Raw genomic sequence first — 19,047 nt, 5'->3', positions numbered from 1 at the left:
TTAATACCAAAAAATTATTTAACCCCCAATCCATACCGCCAATAAATATTGGTAAATTTAAATAAAGAGTAATATTTTGGACATTTTATTATTTATCAAAGCCGTTATCATGGGCATTGTCGAAGGCATTACCGAGTTTTTGCCGATTTCTAGCACAGGCTATATGATTTTGTCGGCAGACATCATGAATTTTTGGGACAAAGACAAGCGAGATTTGTTCATTGTTTTTGTTCAGCTTGGGGCGATTTTGGCGGTCATTTATGACTATTGGGGCAGATTGTGGACGGCATTTATGGGGCTACTGACAGGCAAGGCAGACGGCATGACCAACCCCCGTGGGTTGGGTATCTCGCTCATCATCGCCACTATTTCTGTCATGGTTGTCGGCTTTACCTTAAAAGACTTTATCACAGGCATGCTCTTTCATCCGCTTGTCGTGGCGACCATGCTTATCATTGGGGCGTTACTGATTATCTATGTTGAAAAACACCCACGCCCCATTAAGGCACAAGAAGCCGAGCATATTGACTTTAAAATGGCATTAAAAATCGGACTTTGCCAATGCCTTGCCCTAATCCCTGGTACCAGTCGCTCTGGGGCGACCATCATCGGAGCGTTGTGGTTTGGGGCGTCTCGCAAGGCGGCGACCGAATTTTCATTCTTTTTGGGCATCCCTGTCATTATCGGGGCAGGACTTTTGGAGCTGATTGAGAAAAAAGACGTGCTACAAACAGGACAAGATTGGGCGATTTTGGGCGTGGGAACGGCAGTGTCTTTTGTTGTTGCTCTATTGTGCATTCGTTTGCTTGTGGCGTGGGTATCAAAACGGGATTTTATGATTTTTGCCTATTTGCGGATTATCACAGGCGTGATTGTGTTATTGGCGTATTTTGTGTTTGGTTATCAAATTCAAGGGTAAATTTTTATTAAATTTAATGTATATAAATAATATTTACTTTTAATAAAAACCAATCTAGGGAGAATCATAATTCGCCCCTACAATCCTAAAAAACATTTTTTATTTATAAAATACCCATTTAAAAGGCAACATTTTGAATATTAACATCATCGGCACCGAACAAGACAAATTGTTATTTGATACATTAGACGCTATCAATAAAACTCACAATTTGTCTTTAAAGTTATCTTTTTATGCTTTATCAAAATTAAGTGATAAATTCATCTCATTGTTTGCCAATGATAATGTCAATATCCCTTTAATTGCTCTTATCAAAAATACGCCAACTTTAATTAAAATTGACAACAATGCTATTATAAAATCATCATTAAATTGGCAAGCCCTAACCAAACGTATCGTAACCGCAGGGCGAAAGTCCGAACTGATATTACAAGCAAGCAAATTAACGTCCGACATGAGCGTGATAGACGGTACGGCAGGCTTTGGGCAGGACGGATTGATATTGGCAAGCGCAGGGGCAAATGTAATCATGATAGAACAAAATCCTATCGTGGCAATGCTACTATTATTTGAACATCAAATGATGAATGCCAATCCAAATTGGCAAAAATTATTAAGCCGAATTGCAATTTATCATGGTAATTTTTTGAATACTGATTTTATGGCGACCTTACCAAAGGTGGACATGATTTATCTTGACCCCATGTTTCCTTCCGATAGCTATTCGGCAAAGGTGGGTAAAACCATGCAAGTATTACACGATTTGGCAAATCCGCCAAGCGATGATGATGAAAAACGATTTTTGGATAGTGCCCATGCTCAATTAAAAGATAATGGCAAAATCATCATCAAACGCCCCTTATCCGCCCCCCATTTGGCAAATAAAACGCCATTGCAAAGCGTGGCAAATGATGCAATACGGTTTGATAGATATTAGGTGATTTATGAAACAAGAATATGTAGTTGTGGCATTAATATTGATTTTGGTTATGCAAAACGTGTGGTTACGCCAAGATTTTAAACGGCTCTGGCAAGCGGTAGATAAAACCAAATACGTCAATCGCTATCGTGAAATCATCGCCCAAACCAAAGACCAAACCCAAGCGATAAAACAATTACGCCAAGAATTTAATGAATTGGGATTATTGCAAGCGGTGGAGATGAGCCAACTTACCCATCAAGACAAGAGTTAGATTTTAGATGAGATATTTTCCACTTGTGGCAATTTTGGAGTTTATAAAGTATACATCCCTATATTTATGTATGATAAATTTGTAGTAATTTGAAAGCTTATGGCATGCTTTTCTTGATCGCAAGTCAAAAGAAAATTCATAAAACAGCCAAAAACTCCCAAGATTTTTTGGGTAAAATTTGCTACAATAGGGGAATTTACCCCAACCCATAAGGACTGCTATGAAAATTTTAGTTACAGGTACAGGCGGACGTGAGCACGCCTTAGCGTGGGCGTGTGCCAAAGATGACAGAGTACAGACGGTCTATGTCGCTCGTGGCAATGCAGGCACGGCAAGCGAACCCAAGCTCCAAAACGTGGATTTGGACATCACCGACCATCCTGCCGTGATTGAGTTTTGTCAGACTCACGACATTGCTTTTGTGCTTGTGGGGGCGGAAGCTCCACTGGTGGCAGGCATTGTGGACGATTTGGAGCGGGCTGGCGTGCGTGCGTGGGGCTGTTCAAAATACTGCTCACAGCTAGAAGGCTCTAAGGCATTTGCCAAAGATTTTATGAAAAAAGTCGGCATTCCCACCGCCTTTTATGAAGTCTTTACCGAGGTAGAGCTGGCAAAAGATTTTGTCCGCACTAAGGGGGCACCCATTGTCATCAAGGCGGACGGACTGGCGGCAGGTAAGGGTGTGATTGTGGCGATGAATGAGAGCGAAGCCTTTGGTGCCATTGATGACATGCTATCAGGCAATAAATTTGGGCAAGCAGGGAGCCGTGTCGTCATCGAAGAGTTTTTGGCAGGCGAAGAAGCGTCCTTTATTTGCATGATTGACGGCGATAATATTTTGCCCATGGCAACCAGTCAAGACCACAAACGCATTTTTGAAGGCGATAAAGGGGCAAATACAGGCGGTATGGGAGCGTACTCGCCTGCCCCTGTGGTAACGGCTGATGTACATGAGAAAGTGATTGAGCGTGTTATCCGCCCTGTCGTGGACGAGATGAGGGCAAATGGCACGCCTTATAAGGGCTTTTTGTACGCAGGGCTTATGATAAATGACGCAGGCGACCCTTATGTGATTGAGTTTAACTGCCGATTTGGCGATCCTGAGACTCAGCCGATTATGATGCGCTTAAAGTCGTCTTTGGTTGAGCTGATTTTGGCAGGGCTAGACGGCAATTTGCCCGCCAGTGCAGAATGGACGGACGAAGTTGCCTTGGGCATTGTCCTTGCCAGTCGTGGCTATCCAGAGAGTTCATCATCAGGCGATGTCATTACAGGTTTGCCAGATGTGCAGGACGACCTAAAAGTATTCCACGCAGGTACAAAGGCAGAGAACGGGCAAATCCTAACCAATGGCGGACGTGTGCTGTGCGTTACCGCACTTGGGGCGAGCGTGGCAGATGCCCAAGCCCGTGCGTTGGCAAGCTGTGGTACGATTGCCTTTGACGGCATACAATATCGTAGGGATATTGGCTGGCGTGCGATTGGGCGTTAGTCTTTATCTGAATATAGAGTCAAATGCGGTCGTGTTTGGCTCTATTTTTTTATAGAATGATGAACATTTTTTATAAAACCTACCCCCACACCTTGACCTAATCGTATGATGATGATTAAATAACCATTCTAGCTAAGTATATCAAGCAACACCCCAATATAAGGACATGATAACAATGAAATCCCCCTATCTCACCAAATCCCCCACTTTTTGGCTTGGTATGCTCGCCACCGTCTGCATCGTCATCGGTGTGCGTGAGCTTGCCTTGATTGCTTGCACCGCTTTGGGAATGCCAACCGCCACCAACATTGTCGGCTTGATGTCGCTTTTTGCCATACTTATGGGTGTGCGTCTTATCAAGGGCGGTTTGCCAAATTGGCTGTCATCATCGGCAAGCGTGCTACTTGTAGATAGTGGATTTGCGTTTTTGCCTGTGTCGGCAGGGGCGGGAATTTTGTTGTTTGGGCTTGGGTCGGATTTGCTTGCCGTGTCGACGGTCATCGTGCTTAGTACTGTGATACCGCTTTGGGCGTTTGCCAAATTGTCCCAAAACTGGCTAAAAAGCACGGACGATAAAGGGGAAAATCATGCCAACTCTTGATAGCACCACGATTTTTATCGCCTTTGTCGTTACGCTCATCGCCCACATCGGGGCAAAGTATGTGCTACGCTATATCAATAAATACTTTCGTGGCATACCGATGATTATCATCGCCATTGTGCTAACGCTTATCATCATTGCCGTGATTCAACTGCCTTATAATACGTATTACGCCCATGCCAAACCTGTCTTTGACCGCTTGCTTGGGTATAGCACCGTCCTGCTTGCCGTCCCCCTGGCGGGTATGGATTTTAAGGGTTTGCCTGTCAAAAAGCTGTCTATCATTGTCGTCATGGCAAGCCTTGTTGGGGCGATTGTACCGATGAGTTTGGCGTATGTGTTTAGCCTAAATATACAGACGATTTTGGGCTTTGCCACACGGTCGGTTACCACGCCTGTGGGCTTGTCGGTTGCCCAAATCATTGACGCACCGCTTGTGCTTGCCAATCTCATCATCATCGTGTCGGGGATTTTGGGGGCGGGGGTATGCCGTATTTTGTTCAAAAACATCACAGACGACAGAGCAAAAGGCTTGGCACTGGGTCTGGTTGCTCACGCCATTGGTACGGTCGAAGCATGGACAATCAGCCCCACCGCAGGGCGATACGCCGCCTTTGGGCTTGCCATCAATGGCTTGGTAACGGCGGTGTGGTTGCCAATGGCGATATTGTGGTTATTAAAATGATGATTTTGGATAAAGCAAAGCACCTGTATGGGTGCTTTTTTAATCCATACGACTGCCCGTTTTGTCGATATAAAAAGTTTCGCCGTTTAATTCAACAATGGCTTTACCCATTGTAAAATCCCAAGCATGGTTGTATTGAATGGGAATAATAGCTTTGCCTGTTTTATCTATAAAACCATATTTGCCATTTTGCTCTACACTTGCCAAACCATCTGAAAATTTCCAAGCAGAATCATATTGAATGGGGATAATTATTTCACCGTTTTTATCAATATAACCATATTTTTCATTTTGTCTTATTACTGCCAAACCGTCTGAAAAATTAGAAACAAATCCCCATTTGCCATTTTTTTCTACTCCCGCCAATCCGTCTGCAAAGTCCAAAGCGTAATCATATTGAATGGGGATAATAATTTTACCTGTCTTGTCAATATATCCCCATTTACCATTTTGCTTTACATTTGCCAAGCCGTCTGAAAAAACCAGGCATTATCATATTGAATAGGAATGACTATTTCGCCTTTTTTATCAATAAAACCCAGAATTTTTGTTGTTTGATTTGCCGAGGTCGTAGGTTTGGCGTGGTATATTTTGCCCTTTTTATTTACCTTAAAACAGACAAGGTTGGCTTGTCTGTTTTTTTGTTTGGGTTTTTGTTTAGGGTTTGATTGATGCATTTAAAATGAATGCTATTTAACCATTTATCAACAGTTTTCGCCTTGACAAAAATGAGTTTTAATCACAAAATTACGCTTTTGCAACGCAACAAAATGGCAGGAGAGCGGTATGATTACCGAGTCTTTGATGGATGTCTCACGGCTACAATTTGCCGTTACAGCATTATTCCACTTCTTATTTATTCCCCTAACGCTTGGCATGACATGGCTACTTGTCATCATGGAGTCGGTGTATGTCATCACAGGCAAAGAGATTTGGAAGGACATGACCCGATTTTGGGGCAAGCTCTTTGGCATCAACTTTGCCTTAGGCGTTACCACAGGCATTACGATGGAGTTTCAGTTTGGGACGAACTGGGCGTATTATTCGCACTATGTCGGCGATGTGTTCGGAGCCCCCCTTGCCATCGAAGGCTTGATGGCGTTTTTCTTAGAATCCACGATGGTGGGGCTGTTTTTCTTTGGCTGGGAGCGAATGAGCCGTGTGCAACATCTCATCACCACCATACTCATGGCACTGGGAACCAACCTGTCGGCTCTGTGGATTTTGATTGCCAATGGCTGGATGCAAAACCCCGTGGGAGCAGAGTTCAACTACCAAACCATGCGAATGGAGATGACCAGTTTCGCCCAAATCCTGCTAAACCCTGATGCTCAAAATAAATTTGTCCATACCGTCTCGGCAGGTTATGTGGTCGGAGCGATGTTTGTGCTGTCAGTGTCGGCTTGGTATCTGTTAAAAGGGCGTGATGTCGCCTTTGCCAAACGCAGTTTTCATGTGGCGGCCGCCTTTGGTTTTGCATCCATTTGTAGTACCATTGTGCTGGGTGATGAGTCGGGTTATTCTATCGGACTGGCTCAGCAGACCAAACTTGCCACCATGGAAGCGATGTGGGAGACCGAGCCTGCCCCTGCCAGTTTTAATCTGGTGGCACTCATCAACGAAAAAGAAGAGAAAAACGACTGGGCGATACATATCCCCTATGCCATGGGCATCATTGGCACACGCTCGCTAAATAAGGAGATACTAGGCATTCATGACATTAAGGAGATCAACGAAGAGCGAATTGTCAGCGGCATCTTTGCGGTGAGTGCCTTAGATGAGATGCGTGCGAGCATGGCAGACAGTAAGGCGGTCAATCCACGCACACTGGCACAGTTTGAACATCACAAAAACGATTTGGGCTTTGGGCTACTACTCAAAAAATACACCCATGATGTTACCCAAGCCACCCCCGACATGGTAAAATCTGCCACCAATGACACCATTCCTAGGGTAACGCCCATGTTTTGGACGTTTCGTATCATGGTGGGCTTGGGCTTTTTGATGCTCGTATTATTTTCCTTATCGCTGTTTTTCACCATTAAGGGTAATTTTATGGAGAAAAAATGGCTGTTAAAATTTGCCGTCATCATGCTCCCTGCCCCGTGGATAGCCGCCGAAGCAGGTTGGTTTGTTGCCGAATATGGTCGTCAGCCGTGGACGGTATATGGCGTGTTGCCCACGCATTTGTCAGTGTCTAACATCGCCATTAGTAACGTGATATGGTCGCTGATTGGCTTTGTGGTGTTTTATACCATTTTGTTTATCATTGAGATTTATCTCATGCAAAAATACGTCCGTCTGGGCCCTGCCAGTCTCGGCACAGGGCGGTATTTTGGCGAAAAAAGCGACAAAAACATCATCAACCCCAATGAATTTAAAGGAGTATAACCATGTTATTTGATTATGAAACCCTAAAATTCATCTGGTGGCTCATCATCGGTGTCCTACTCATTGGCTTTGCCATCATGGACGGTCATGACATGGGCGTGTGTAGCCTGTTACCCTTTGTCGGCAAAACGGACAAAGAACGGCGTGTGATCATCAACACCATTGAGGCTCATTGGGAAGGCAATCAGGTGTGGTTTATTACCGCAGGCGGGGCGATTTTTGCTGCCCTGCCCCTGCTGTACGCCACGGCATTTAGTGGCTTTTATTGGGCGTTAATGGCGGCATTGTGGGCGTTGTTTTTCCGCCCTGTGGGGTTTAAATACCGTAGCATGGTCAAGGATGAACGCTGGCGGACAGCATGGGATTGGGGGCTGTTTATTGGCTCGTTCGTCCCTGCCTTGATTTTTGGGGTGGCGTTTGGCAACTTGTTTGTGGGTGTGCCATTTGGCTTTGACAATCAGCTTGTCTCTACTTATACTGGCTCGTTTTGGGGCTTATTGTCGCCCTTTGCCCTGCTCTGCGGTCTGGTGAGTGCCTTTATGATAATAACCCAAGGCGGGGTGTATCTGGCTCATCGCACGGTCGATGACATCCAAATTCGCACCAAAAAATTAACCACCATCTCCGCCATCATCATGTCGGTGTTATTTGTACTGGCAGGCTTTTGGGTGGCAAATCTTGACGGCTATGTCATCACCAGTTCGCTGGACAAAAACGCCTTGATTGACCCCACGAGTAAGACCGTCATCACCGAGCAGGGGGCGTGGCTTGCCAACTTTAAGGCTCATGGAGCGTTGTGGTTATTTCCTGCCTTAGGCGTCATCATGCCTATCGTGGCGGTGCTTGTCATGAAAGCAGGACGCACCTTGACTGCCTTTGTGTTGTCTAGCGTGGGCGTGCTTGGGGTAATTATGACCGCAGGGGTCGCTTTATTCCCCTTTTATATGCCGTCATCGTCCGACCCCCGTTCGAGCCTAACCGTATGGGACAGCACGTCCAGTCAGCTCACGCTCATGGTGATGGTCTATGTGGTCGTCTTTATCCTGCCTGTGGTGGTCGGCTACACAAGCTGGGCGTACGCCATCATGCGGGGCAAAGTTACCAAAGCCTATATCAAAGAAAACGAACATACACTATATTAGGAGATAACTCATGTGGTATTTTGCATGGATATTGGGCTTAGGCTTTGCCGTACTGTTGGCGATTATCAGTGCTGTGTGGGTGGAGTTTGAAGACAGCCGAGAAGAGGCGTTTTATGGCAAGGATAAGGAGCGTGATGATTAGATGCGTTTTTTACTTTAACTTCAACCTTAACTTAACATGATAGTATATTGATTATTGGGTGATTGGTTGTGGATTTATAGGGGCAAATCACATTTGCCCTGTGATAAAGTCTTGATTTTTAGGCGAACAAATTGCCCCTACACGCCCAAATTTTAACACATACACTCTACAAAATAAAAAAGTGCTACGGTTTTTCGTTCGTGGTGAGCTAAGTCGAACCATGACGGAAACCGACCCGCAGGCAAGCTTGTGGCAAACGGTTTTCGTAGTAAAATTCAATTTTGTTAGCTGTATCGTCCGATTTTTCACAATCCCAATAACAAACCCTGCCAACAGACAGGGTTTTTATCATTATGCCACCGCTTTTTGTGGTTCTTTTTGGCGAATAAAGGCATACAGTATACCAGTTACCAGACTACCGACCGTAATGGCCACCAGATACATGAGTGGTTGTGAGACGAACGGTATCACAAACAGTCCGCCATGCGGTGCTTGTAGCCCGATACCAAGCCCCATAGAAATCGCCCCTGCCAATGCCCCACCAACCACAGAGGCGATAATCACACGAGCAGGGTCAGCCGCCACAAAAGGCAATGCCCCTTCTGAGATAAAGCACAGACCTAACACAAAGGACGCTTTACCAGCGTTACGCTGATTGTCATTGAACTTATTTTTGGCAATCCACGTCGCTATCGCCATACCAATAGGCGGCACCATGCCCCCTGCCATTGCCGCCGCAATCGGTGTAAACACCCCTGAGGCAATCATACCCACTGAGAACGTATAAGCTGCCTTATTCACAGGGCCACCCATGTCGGTACACATCATCGCCCCCAAAATCAGCCCCAAGATAATGGCATTGGTGTCATTCATGGTTTTTAGCCACTCGGTTAGGGCGGTCATGAGTGCCGCCACAGGCGGATTAATCGCATAGACCATGAGCAGACCAACGATGAGCGAACCCAATAACGGCAATATCAAAATCGGCTTTAAGGACGTCAAACTGGCAGGTAGTTTGATGACATCATTTAAAAACTTGACCGTATAACCTGCCAAAAAACCAGCAATAATACCGCCTAAAATCCCTGCCCCTGCGGTATTGGCAAGCATACCACCAATCAGACCCACCGCCAAACCGGGGCGGTCAGCGATAGAGTAAGCCACATAGCCGGCAAACACCGCTATCATCAAGGCGAACGCACCACCGCCACCGATGTCCATAAGTGCTTTGGGTAAGCCAAAGGCAATGCTCTCATCTTTAAAGGCTTCCACGCCAAACATAAAGGACATGGCAATGAGCAAACCACCTGCCACCACGAGTGGCAACATATGCGACACGCCTGTCATTAGGTGCTTATACAGCCCCTTTTTCTCATCGCTCTCGCCTGCCGTGCTTGCACTTTGGGTGCCGCCATAGACACTTGCTTGATGAAAGGCTTTGGTAAATTCTTGCTCGGTTTTTTTGAGTGCCAACCCTGTGGACGTGCGGTACATTTTTTTGCCACTAAATTTAGACAAATCCACGTCAATGTCCGCCGCCACAAACACCAAATCCGCCTGTGCCACTTCGTCTGCCGTAATGGCATTACCCACGCCAACCTGCCCACGAGTCTCCACCTTGATGTTCCAGCCCTGTGCTTTGGCATAGTTCTCAATCGCTTCTGCCGACATAAAGGTATGAGCTACCCCTGTCGGACAAGCGGTTACCGCCACGATGTTACGCACCGATGAATTTGCCGACTTTAAAACCGCTTGGTCGGTTTGGGTAGGCGTGAGTAGCGTATTTAAATAATCCACATCGCCAAATTTGGCTGAGTCAAGCTCATGCTGATTTAGATAAATGACCTGCTCGGTGCTGGCTCGTTCATCATCAGTGATGACCACGCTCACACCATGAGCGATGTTTTGGTCTGTGGTAAATTGTGCATCAATGCCATTTTTTTGCAAACTGGCAACCAACTGCTTAGCAATGAGCAAGCCATAAGCAGAATTATCCGCCACACTAATGGCATAAGTTTTGTTTGTCATAGGGTTTGCCTATTTTTCAATTTTTAATTTTAATTTACTTCAATCTCAACTTAAATTTACAAATTATTGATTTTTCAATGATTATTTTTCTGGTTGTAGGGGCGAGTTGCAATTCGCCCTTGATAAATCAATCGCTTATACAAAGTTGAGAACAGGGTTTTAATTTTTAAATTCAATTCAGCCCAAACTTAGGGCATGCCCGCCTTTTGTATTTGCAATGAAAAATGTGAAAAATCGCCCGTTTTTCAAGGAAAAAGTGAAGTTTGTGAGTCTTCTATCAAACAAACTTTTGCCTTCGAGCCACAAGATTTAGCCATTTTTCATGCAAAAACATTATTTTATTTCCAAAATATTTCTATATTGTAAATAGTGTTATAAAAGGCAGGCACGCCCTAGATCAAGCCAATTTTTTCACAGCAACTTGCTCAATTAAGTCAGTTAGCACGTCCTGCTCTGGCACTTTAAAGCCAATGATGGAGACCGCATGAGCCGATAAAGCAGTCGCCCTTGCCAATGCCTTGGTTGGCTCATCTTCTCGGAGCAAGCCAAAAATCATACCCGCAGTAAAGGTATCACCCGCCCCCACGGTACTTTTGACAATCATGACAGGCGGTGTCGCCCCATACATCTCACGCCCATTAGGGGTTTGACGTAACCAATGCACGCCTTTTTCGCCCATCGAGATAAAAACATGCTCAATATGGCTATGAATCTCATCAAAGAGTGCCACCTGCTCATCTAGCCCATCGGCACGTATGCCAAAGGCTTCAAACAACTCGTCGTTGTTGGGCTTGATAAGCCACAAGGGATAACGCATGGCGATTTTTAGAGCCTCGCCACTGACATCAACCGCCACTTTGCCATGGATATTTGTCAGCAGAGCAAGCAAATGGTCAAAGTCAGGCAAACCAAAACCCGTCGCCAAACTGCCAGCAATCAGCACCGCATCACAAGCAGGGGCAAGCTCTGCCACCTGATCAAAAAAGTGCAGTTTGTCCGTCTCGGTCACCACAAAGCCCTGACCATTGACATCTGTGGTACGACCGATACCATCGACCACATCGGCAAGTTTAATGTTGGTGCGAGTAATGCCTGCCACTCGCACAAAGCTGTCAGTAACCCAACCTAGATTCTCACTGTGGTTTAGGGCATCACGCTCATCAAAGAGTCGGTTAAAAATACCGTCATTATCACCACCCAAAAACCCTGTGGCAACGGCATTCACGCCCAAATCCGCCAAAATCTGAGCAGCATTTAGACCTTTGCCCGCAGCATCCATCTGACTGGATAAGGCACGATTCACCGCCCCAAGCGTTAGCACATCAAGACTGACCGTCATGTCAATGGCAGGGTTTAGGGTAATACAAAGCACTTGCATATTACACTCCCATCGCCAAAGCACGCACTTCGCCAGCGGTGCGACAGGACAGGGCTTTTTTGGCAAGGTATTGGCAATCGGCAAAGTTAAGCTCACGCACCACTGCCTTGGCAAGGGCGATATTACCTGCCGACATGGACAGCTCGTCCACACCTAGCCCCACCAATATCGGTATGGCTCGCTCATCGCCTGCCAGCTCGCCACACACGCCCACCCACTTGCCGTGAGCATGGGCGTTGGCAACGGTGTTTTGGATAAGTCTAAGTACGCTCGGGTGCAGACTGTCAGCATCCTTTGAGAGCGTAGCATGACCACGGTCAATGGCAAGGGCATACTGAGTCAAGTCGTTGGTGCCAATGCTAAAAAAGTCCACTTCACTGGCAAAAATATCCGCCATGACCGCCGCACTTGGCACTTCTATCATCATACCCACTTGGAGCTTATCATAGGGATAATCGCTCAGCACTTTATCTAGTATCGCTTTGGCATCATGCCACTCTTCTAATCTACCCACCATGGGGAACATGATACGCAAATCACGCCCCTTGGACGCTTTAATCAAGGCGATGAGCTGATTTTCCAATAAAGCAGGCTGTCTTAGGGTCAAGCGAATGCCACGCACCCCCAAAAATGGGTTGTCTTCAAACGGCATGGGCAGATATGGCAACGGTTTATCACCACCGACATCTAAGGTACGCACCACGAGCGGACGACCGTCCAAGGCATCAAACACCTGCGTGTAATCCACCACCTGAGTATCAATGTCAGGCACGCTCTGATGACTCATGAACACAAGCTCGGTACGCAGTAGCCCCACTGCTTCTGCCCCACTCTCTACCGCCATCTTGGTATCGTAGACATTACCCAAATTAACAGCAATCTCCACTTGATGACCGTCTTGGGTGATGGCAGGGTTTAGGGCAGTCTCACTGGCTAGGCGTTTACGCTCCGCCCAACTTGCTTGCTCGGCTTTGGCGACCGCCACCATTTCATCGGTTGGTGCAACCATAAACCAGCCTTGACCGCCATCTATCAGCACCTGCTCGCCATCGTTAATGTCAAGCACGCCCTTACCTGCCCCCACAATCGCAGGAATACCCAACGCTCGGGCGACGATGGCACTGTGCGAACTGGCACCACCCACCGCCGTGAGAATGCCTGCCACTCGTGCAGGGTCTAGGCATGCCACATCAGACGGTAGCAGGTCTTCTTTGATAAGCACATAAGGCTCGGCAGGCTCGGTTGCAACCGCTTGACCTGTTAGCTTGGCAAGCACTTTTTGCCCCACATCTCGCAAATCCGCTGCTCGCTCGGCAAGCAGATGATTGGCAACGCTCGCCTGCACTTTTGCCAACTGCTCAATATGAGCATGCCATGCCGCCGCTGCCGATAGCCCATCATCAATACCGTCTTTTGCCCCGTGTGTGACTTCTTCATCATCAAGCAGAGCCACATGAGCAGTAAAAATCTGAGCAATCGACGCTTTTTTGGCAGTCTGAACAATGACTTTTAGCTCATCTTTGACCGACCCAATCGCCTGTTGCAAGCTCGCCCACTCGCTCGCCTTATCACCCCCTTGGACAGGATAATCAAACCGCACTTGACGTACCACGAATGCTTCGCCATGAGCCAGTCCCGCTGACGCTGACGTGGCGTGTGTGCGTTCGCCTTTGATGATGGCGGTGTTATCGGTCAAGTCAAGCACGGCAGGTTCATGATTTTCTTTACCACTTTCTTGGCTGTTTGCTTGACTATTACTTATCGGTGTTACTTCTTCGCCCAGTCCGTCTTGCACCGCTTGGATAAGCTTGGGTAGATACTCGACCGCATCGGTATTCGGCTCGGCGATGAATGTTAGGCTCTGCCCCCGTGTCGCCCCCAGTGAGAGTAGTTTGGTTAGGCTCTTGGCGGAGACGTATACTCCATTGTCCACCGCCACTTTTAGCTCGCCTATCACTCCTTTGGCAAGCTCGGATAAGGCAGTGGCAGGGCGTGCGTGCAACCCATGAGCATTGGGCAGTACCACACTTGCCGATTGCCAATGCTCCGCCTTGTCCGCCCCCAAAAATGTCACCAACTCGGGCAGGCTGGCATGTTGTAATTTGCCACCAAACTCTGCCGACAACAGCACATCATACAACGCCAACAGCTTATCTTGATTTACCGTTTGGTTACTGGCGATGACCGCCAATACCCTCATGTCATCATGACCCAGTTTAACCACCTCTTTGGCGACCGCTAAGGCAAAGGCAGGTTCGGCAACCAGTTCATCATGCTCTAAGGTCGCACAGTAGATGGCTTCTGAGAGCTTGGTAAAACTGGGGCGAATGCCTGTGGCAATGACTAATTTACCTTGCTGTTTTAGTAGCGACACCGCTACCCCATACAGCTCATCAGCATCTTTGGCGTTGATGTCAGTTTTGATGAGATTTTCATGAATGCTAAGCGAGCGATTGCCCGTGCCATCCAAGATAGCCAATAGCTCATCGGCACTGGTGGCATGCTTGATACGCTCTTCGATGTCATCGCCCAAGGCTTTGGTTAGCTGTCTTAAAATGGACAAATGCTCATCGGATTTGGCACAAATCCCTACCAACAAATACGCTCGCTCGCCGTCATCATTCCACACCACGCCATCGGCAAAATGCACAAGTCGCACCCCTGTTTGTTGCACAAAAGAGCGTGATTCTGGCGTGCCATGCGGAATGGCAATCCCCTGCCCCAGATAGGTACTGGTCTGTGCTTCACGGGCTTGCAGTCCTGCAAGATAATCGGCAGTCGCCAGTCCGTCTTCGCTCAATATCTTGGCAAGTAGGGATAAGGCTTCGTCTTTATTGGTAGCCTGTGCATTCATACGCACGTCAGTGGCGGTAAGATTTAACATAGATTTCCTTATAAGATAAAGGATAATTTAAAATATTGTTTAGGGCGTGTTGAACATTGATAACATTATTTATTAAAATGATGAAAATTTAACGCTTTTATCAATTTTTGCATGAAAAATGGCTAAATCTTGTGGCTCGAAGTCAAAAACTTGTCTGATAGAAAACTCACAGCCTCAAGTTTTTTCCCTTGAAAAACGGGCGATTTTTCCTATTTTTCATGGCAAATACCAATATTCAACACGCCCTAATAAATTTTAAAAATTTTTACAATACAAACAAAAATCGGCTAATTTTACCATTATTTTTTAAAAAATAATACCAAAAAAGACAAGCCAAATGAGATACTTTTGCAAATGTTGTTTTTACTTTAATTCCAACTTAAAATGGTAGATAATTGATAATTATGTCATTTTTGGGTTGTAGGGACAAATCCCATTTGCCCTTGATAAATCAATCCGTTATATGGCGTTGTAAATGGGGCATTTTTTAAAAACATCATTGGCAAATATCCATTTAAACAGGATTATCAATATCCACAAAAACCACATCAAGCCCAAGCACGTCCACCAAATGCTCGCCCAACGCCTTGACACCGCCCCGCTCGGTTGCGTGATGACCCGCCCCAAAGTAATCCACGCCCAGTTCTCGTGCCAAATGCGTGGTACGCTCGGACGCTTCCCCCGAGATAAACGCCTGACAACCCATGGCATAAGCTTGGGTTATCATGTCTTGGGCGCCGCCTGTGCATAGGGCGATTTTGGTTAGGGTGCGGTTAGGGTCATCGCTGATGTGCAGGGGCATGCGTCCCAACACTTGCTCAATTTTTTTGGCAAAATCGGCAGATGTCGTGGGCGGACACGTGGCAAAATTGCCCACAGGGTGTTTTTCATGGGGGTATAACGCCCCTGTGATGGTCAAGCCAAGCTCATCGGCAAGCACTGCATTATTGCCGATGACAGGGTGAGCATCAAGGGGCAGATGATAGGCGATGAGCGAAATGTTGTGTTGGAGCAGAGTGCGAATGCGTTTGCCTTTCATGCCGATCAGTGGGGCAGGCTCGCCTTTCCAAAAATAGCCATGATGTACCAATATCGCTTGGGCGTTTAGCTCTATCGCCTTATCTATCAAGGCTTGGCAAGCGGTAACGCCGGTGATGACTTTACTAATGGGCGTATCGGCATCGACTTGCAGACCGTTGGGGCAATAGTCGTTAAATTCGCTTGCTTGTAGGTATTCATCGCAAAATTTTGCTAAGTTGGTGGGGGTAATTGGGGTGTTTTTGCTCATGGTGTGCCTTTGTGCGTTACTCATTTAAAATCATTCAAAGTTTTTGCTATGTTACGTTATTTATGGCATTTTGGCAATTTTAAATTAAAACCTGCCCCTTTGCCATCATCAGCATTCATAAATCATCAAAAATCTGTTACAATCTTAGGGCGTGCCAAACATTAATAGCATTTTTATAAATACGATAAATTTACCGTTTTAATTAGGGCATGTTGAACATTTATAACACAATTTAATATTTAGAAATATTGCAGTAATAAAATGATGTTTTTGCATGAAAAACGGGCGATTTTTCTCATTTTTCATGGCAAATACCAACATTCAACACGCTCCAGTGTTATTTTGCCCTTTTAAATGCTTTTTACCTTTTTACTTTAAAACAGCCACCATGAACCACAAAGCCATTTTGACCACCCTAGACCAAAACCTAGACAGACTAGCACAAACCCAAAACAGTACCAACATCAATGCCCTACACCAAGCCATCGCCGATGAGATGAATGGCGTATCTGATGAGCCGACATTGGCAGGGGTGCAGTTATCGCTCAGTAGCTACCTAGAAGCGGTGAAACTGGTCATCAGCGATACCTTTGACCATGAAGTGTGGATACAAGCAGAACTGCGAGCGGTCAATACCAAGGGCGGGCATTATTATTTTGAGCTTGCCGAAAAGGACGACAACGGCAACATCATCGCCAGTGCTCGGGCGACGTTGTGGCGATATCGGGCAAATGCGGTTATCGGCAAATTCACCCATGAGACAGGCAAACCGCTCTCGGCAGGACTGGCGGTGCTGATAAAAGGTTCGGCAAGTTTTCATCCGCAGTATGGGTTTAGCATTAACATAAGCGACATCGACCCCACCTACACCCTCGGGGCGTTGGCTCAGGCTTATAGCGCCATGCTAAAACGCCTACATGACGAAGGACTGACCGCCCTAAATAAAGCCCTGCCCACCCCCTTTGACATCCGTCACGTCATCGTCATCGCCCCCGAGCAGGCGGCAGGGTTGGGCGATTTTCGCGCCGAAGCGGACAGATTGGCACAGACAGGGGCGTGCCAGTTTTATTATCATCACGCCACGTTTCAGGGCAATCACGCCCCAAGCGAGATAAGAACAGCCATCACACACGCCATCGGTGAGTTTTATGCCAGCCATGCCCATCATGCCGACCTGCTCGTCATCATCCGTGGGGGCGGAGCGGTGGGCGATTTGGCGTATCTTAATGACTATGAGTTGTCGGCATTGGTTGCCGAATCGCCCATGCCTGTGTGGGTCGGTATCGGGCATGAGCGTGATAAGGTACTGCTTGATGAAGTGGCACACACTCGCTTTGACACGCCATCTAAGGTCATCTTAGCCATCGAAAACCATTTGGTCGCCATGGTCGCCCTTGCCAAAGGCGCCATGATCACCATCAGTGACATCAGTCGCACTCGCCTGCACCATGCCAAAGAGCAAAGCCATCTTGCCATGAAAAGCGTCCATCATGGGGCAAGCCAAACTCTAAAACTTGCCAAAAAAGACAGCGACTTTTTGTTAAGCACGCTAAGCAGTCATGCCAAATACCGCACCCACACACTCTCATCAACCATCAGCGACCTGCTCGCCCGTCAGCACAAAACCGCTCACGAACACATCAAGCACGCTCGCCAAACCACCGCTCACACCCTATCTCAGCACAAGGCACTACTACCCCGCTTATCCGCCTTGCGTGATAAAACTCGCCACTTACAAAGCATGATTTTGGTGCAACACCCTGCCCGCACCCTAACCAAAGGCTACGCACTCATCCATCAAGACGGGCATGTCATTGGCTCATCGAACGCCATCAAACAAGGTAAGATTGACATCGAATTTCATGACGGGCGTGTCAAGGCTGTGGTAAAATAGGCAGTTTTTGTATCGCCCGTTTGTCCACCCATCTATCCATCACTTGGTAGTGTTCATGACCCATTTACGCCAGCTGTTTTGTCAGCTATCGCCCACCGCCCAAGGCTACGTTTGTATCGTACTGACCATGCTAGTGTGGGGCAGTTTTAGCTTGCTTGCTCGCCTAAACGCCAGTTGGGGCATTTTGGCATGGGACATCATCGCCGTGCGTTTTGGCGTGTCGGCGGGGCTACTTTTGCCCATACTCATCTATCGACAAAATACGGCGTTTTTGTGGCAACCCAAAGCCGTCATCTTAGCACTGTTTGGCGGGGTCGGTTATAGCTCGCTTGTGTACAGTGCTTTTTTGCTTGCCCCTGTGGTGCATGGGGCGGTGTTTTTAAATGGCATGATACCTGTCGCCACCGCCCTACTCATGCTCCTACTGCTCAAAAAACGCCCCGACCACGACACCAAAATCGCACTCATCCTTATCATCATCACACTCACACTCATGACCGCTCTCATGCTCATCAAGGGCTTGTCCTTTGGCGTGGGCGATGTACTGTTTGTCATCTGTGCCTGCTGTTGGGCAGGTTATGGTATCATGCTAAAAGAATGGGGATTTAGCGCATGGCAAGTCATGTGTAGCACCGCCATCTGGTCGGCGATACTCTACCTGCCCATCTATGGCGTGCTACTGTATCTGGGCGTGGGCGGTTTGGGCTTTGGTGGCGTATCTTTGTCGCATGCCATCATCCAAGGGGCGTTTCATAGCGTCATGGTGATGATATTTGCCACGATGACGTATTCGCTGGCGGTGGAGCGACTTGGGGCATTTTTCGCTGGCGGACTTGCCAGTCTTGCCCCATTTATCTCAGCCTTACTTGCCGTGCCACTCTTGGGCGAACCCCTAAACAGTGTCATGGTGCTAGGACTCATCGGCATGGGGCTTGGTACAGTACAGCCATGGCGTTATGTGGGCGTGCTAAAAAATCGTTTGTTCAAATCATCTAGATAAACCATACCAC

General features: G+C 47.1%; 17 protein-coding genes. 11 read left to right on the top strand and 6 right to left on the bottom strand.

The window, feature by feature from the left end:
* Window positions 1-76: 76 nt before the first annotated feature.
* The 6 genes from LP107_RS05345 (at window position 77) to LP107_RS05320 (ending at window position 4,890) form a co-directional block, all read left to right on the top strand.
* Window positions 77-919, top strand: coding sequence for an undecaprenyl-diphosphate phosphatase (locus LP107_RS05345; protein ID WP_046698234.1), 843 nt, complete (start codon window positions 77-79; stop codon window positions 917-919).
* Window positions 920-1,052: 133 nt separating this feature from the next.
* Window positions 1,053-1,856 carry a class I SAM-dependent methyltransferase gene (locus LP107_RS05340; protein WP_162860407.1) on the top strand — a complete coding sequence of 268 codons (804 nt, stop codon included), beginning with the start codon at window positions 1,053-1,055 and terminating at the stop codon, window positions 1,854-1,856.
* Between the two features lie 7 nt (window positions 1,857-1,863).
* The gene (locus LP107_RS05335; RefSeq protein WP_112742406.1) at window positions 1,864-2,112 is read left to right on the top strand and encodes a hypothetical protein; all 249 of its coding nucleotides are present in this window, start codon (window positions 1,864-1,866) and stop codon (window positions 2,110-2,112) included.
* A gap of 220 nt (window positions 2,113-2,332) precedes the next feature.
* Window positions 2,333-3,604 (top strand): phosphoribosylamine--glycine ligase, encoded by a 1,272-nt coding sequence (gene purD, locus LP107_RS05330; protein WP_264675892.1) that lies wholly within the window; start codon window positions 2,333-2,335, stop codon window positions 3,602-3,604.
* Window positions 3,605-3,779: 175 nt separating this feature from the next.
* Entirely contained in the window at window positions 3,780-4,205 is a 426-nt protein-coding gene (locus LP107_RS05325; RefSeq protein WP_112742408.1) for a CidA/LrgA family protein, read from the top strand.
* A complete protein-coding gene (locus LP107_RS05320; protein WP_112742409.1) occupies window positions 4,192-4,890 on the top strand; it encodes an LrgB family protein in 699 nt (232 codons plus the stop codon). The genes LP107_RS05325 and LP107_RS05320 overlap by 14 nt, the downstream gene beginning before the upstream one ends.
* 39 nt (window positions 4,891-4,929) lie before the next feature.
* Here LP107_RS05320 and LP107_RS05315 read toward each other — a convergent pair whose 3' ends face one another.
* A complete protein-coding gene (locus LP107_RS05315; protein ID WP_158079578.1) occupies window positions 4,930-5,358 on the bottom strand; it encodes a WG repeat-containing protein in 429 nt (142 codons plus the stop codon).
* The gene (locus LP107_RS05310; protein WP_112742410.1) at window positions 5,346-5,567 is read right to left on the bottom strand and encodes a WG repeat-containing protein; all 222 of its coding nucleotides are present in this window, start codon (window positions 5,565-5,567) and stop codon (window positions 5,346-5,348) included. The genes LP107_RS05315 and LP107_RS05310 overlap by 13 nt, the downstream gene beginning before the upstream one ends.
* 109 nt (window positions 5,568-5,676) lie before the next feature.
* Between LP107_RS05310 and LP107_RS05305 the strand changes: the two genes are divergently transcribed.
* The 3 genes from LP107_RS05305 to cydX are packed head-to-tail and all read left to right on the top strand — an operon-like array spanning window position 5,677 to window position 8,565.
* A complete protein-coding gene (locus LP107_RS05305) occupies window positions 5,677-7,281 on the top strand; it encodes a cytochrome ubiquinol oxidase subunit I (protein ID WP_112742411.1) in 1,605 nt (534 codons plus the stop codon).
* 2 nt (window positions 7,282-7,283) lie between these two features.
* The gene (gene cydB / locus LP107_RS05300) at window positions 7,284-8,423 is read left to right on the top strand and encodes a cytochrome d ubiquinol oxidase subunit II (protein ID WP_112742412.1); all 1,140 of its coding nucleotides are present in this window, start codon (window positions 7,284-7,286) and stop codon (window positions 8,421-8,423) included.
* Between the two features lie 10 nt (window positions 8,424-8,433).
* Complete coding sequence (cydX, locus tag LP107_RS05295; RefSeq protein ID WP_078273038.1) at window positions 8,434-8,565, top strand: cytochrome bd-I oxidase subunit CydX; 132 nt, start codon at window positions 8,434-8,436, stop codon at window positions 8,563-8,565.
* 351 nt (window positions 8,566-8,916) lie between these two features.
* Here cydX and LP107_RS05290 read toward each other — a convergent pair whose 3' ends face one another.
* The 4 genes from LP107_RS05290 to LP107_RS05275 form a co-directional block, all read right to left on the bottom strand.
* Window positions 8,917-10,593, bottom strand: coding sequence for a fructose-specific PTS transporter subunit EIIC (locus LP107_RS05290; RefSeq protein WP_112742413.1), 1,677 nt, complete (start codon window positions 10,591-10,593; stop codon window positions 8,917-8,919).
* 397 nt (window positions 10,594-10,990) lie between these two features.
* On the bottom strand, window positions 10,991-12,067 hold the full coding sequence (locus LP107_RS05285) for a 1-phosphofructokinase family hexose kinase (protein ID WP_244893619.1): 1,077 nt from the start codon (window positions 12,065-12,067) through the stop codon (window positions 10,991-10,993).
* Window positions 11,973-14,855, bottom strand: coding sequence for a phosphoenolpyruvate--protein phosphotransferase (gene ptsP, locus LP107_RS05280; RefSeq protein WP_264675893.1), 2,883 nt, complete (start codon window positions 14,853-14,855; stop codon window positions 11,973-11,975). The genes LP107_RS05285 and ptsP overlap by 95 nt, the downstream gene beginning before the upstream one ends.
* A gap of 514 nt (window positions 14,856-15,369) precedes the next feature.
* Entirely contained in the window at window positions 15,370-16,143 is a 774-nt protein-coding gene (locus tag LP107_RS05275) for a Nif3-like dinuclear metal center hexameric protein (protein WP_112742415.1), read from the bottom strand.
* A gap of 388 nt (window positions 16,144-16,531) precedes the next feature.
* Here LP107_RS05275 and xseA point away from each other — a divergent pair, with 388 nt between their 5' ends.
* Together xseA and LP107_RS05265 are read left to right on the top strand one after the other, a co-directional pair.
* Entirely contained in the window at window positions 16,532-18,037 is a 1,506-nt protein-coding gene (gene xseA, locus LP107_RS05270) for an exodeoxyribonuclease VII large subunit (RefSeq protein ID WP_158079579.1), read from the top strand.
* Between the two features lie 55 nt (window positions 18,038-18,092).
* Window positions 18,093-19,037, top strand: coding sequence for a DMT family transporter (locus LP107_RS05265; protein ID WP_078273043.1), 945 nt, complete (start codon window positions 18,093-18,095; stop codon window positions 19,035-19,037).
* The last annotated feature ends 10 nt before the right edge of the window (window positions 19,038-19,047 follow it).

The sequence above is a fragment of the Moraxella bovis genome (assembly GCF_025985205.1).
In the GTDB taxonomy this organism is placed as follows: Bacteria; Pseudomonadota; Gammaproteobacteria; order Pseudomonadales; family Moraxellaceae; genus Moraxella; species Moraxella bovis.
This window is presented reverse-complemented; position numbering and strand designations above follow the sequence as displayed.

What these genes read in the sequence shown, in the direction of transcription:
- cydB (WP_112742412.1), top strand. Translation starts at nt 7,284, where the DNA reads ATGTTATTTGATTATGAAACCCTAAAATTCATCTGGTGGCTCATCATC.
- purD (WP_264675892.1), top strand. Translation starts at nt 2,333, where the DNA reads ATGAAAATTTTAGTTACAGGTACAGGCGGACGTGAGCACGCCTTAGCG.
- LP107_RS05305 (WP_112742411.1), top strand. Translation starts at nt 5,677, where the DNA reads ATGATTACCGAGTCTTTGATGGATGTCTCACGGCTACAATTTGCCGTT.
- LP107_RS05325 (WP_112742408.1), top strand. Translation starts at nt 3,780, where the DNA reads ATGAAATCCCCCTATCTCACCAAATCCCCCACTTTTTGGCTTGGTATG.
- ptsP (WP_264675893.1), bottom strand. Translation starts at nt 14,855, where the DNA reads ATGTTAAATCTTACCGCCACTGACGTGCGTATGAATGCACAGGCTACC.
- LP107_RS05310 (WP_112742410.1), bottom strand. Translation starts at nt 5,567, where the DNA reads ATGCATCAATCAAACCCTAAACAAAAACCCAAACAAAAAAACAGACAA.
- xseA (WP_158079579.1), top strand. Translation starts at nt 16,532, where the DNA reads ATGAACCACAAAGCCATTTTGACCACCCTAGACCAAAACCTAGACAGA.
- LP107_RS05290 (WP_112742413.1), bottom strand. Translation starts at nt 10,593, where the DNA reads ATGACAAACAAAACTTATGCCATTAGTGTGGCGGATAATTCTGCTTAT.
- LP107_RS05265 (WP_078273043.1), top strand. Translation starts at nt 18,093, where the DNA reads ATGACCCATTTACGCCAGCTGTTTTGTCAGCTATCGCCCACCGCCCAA.
- LP107_RS05320 (WP_112742409.1), top strand. Translation starts at nt 4,192, where the DNA reads ATGCCAACTCTTGATAGCACCACGATTTTTATCGCCTTTGTCGTTACG.
- cydX (WP_078273038.1), top strand. Translation starts at nt 8,434, where the DNA reads ATGTGGTATTTTGCATGGATATTGGGCTTAGGCTTTGCCGTACTGTTG.
- LP107_RS05275 (WP_112742415.1), bottom strand. Translation starts at nt 16,143, where the DNA reads ATGAGCAAAAACACCCCAATTACCCCCACCAACTTAGCAAAATTTTGC.
- LP107_RS05335 (WP_112742406.1), top strand. Translation starts at nt 1,864, where the DNA reads ATGAAACAAGAATATGTAGTTGTGGCATTAATATTGATTTTGGTTATG.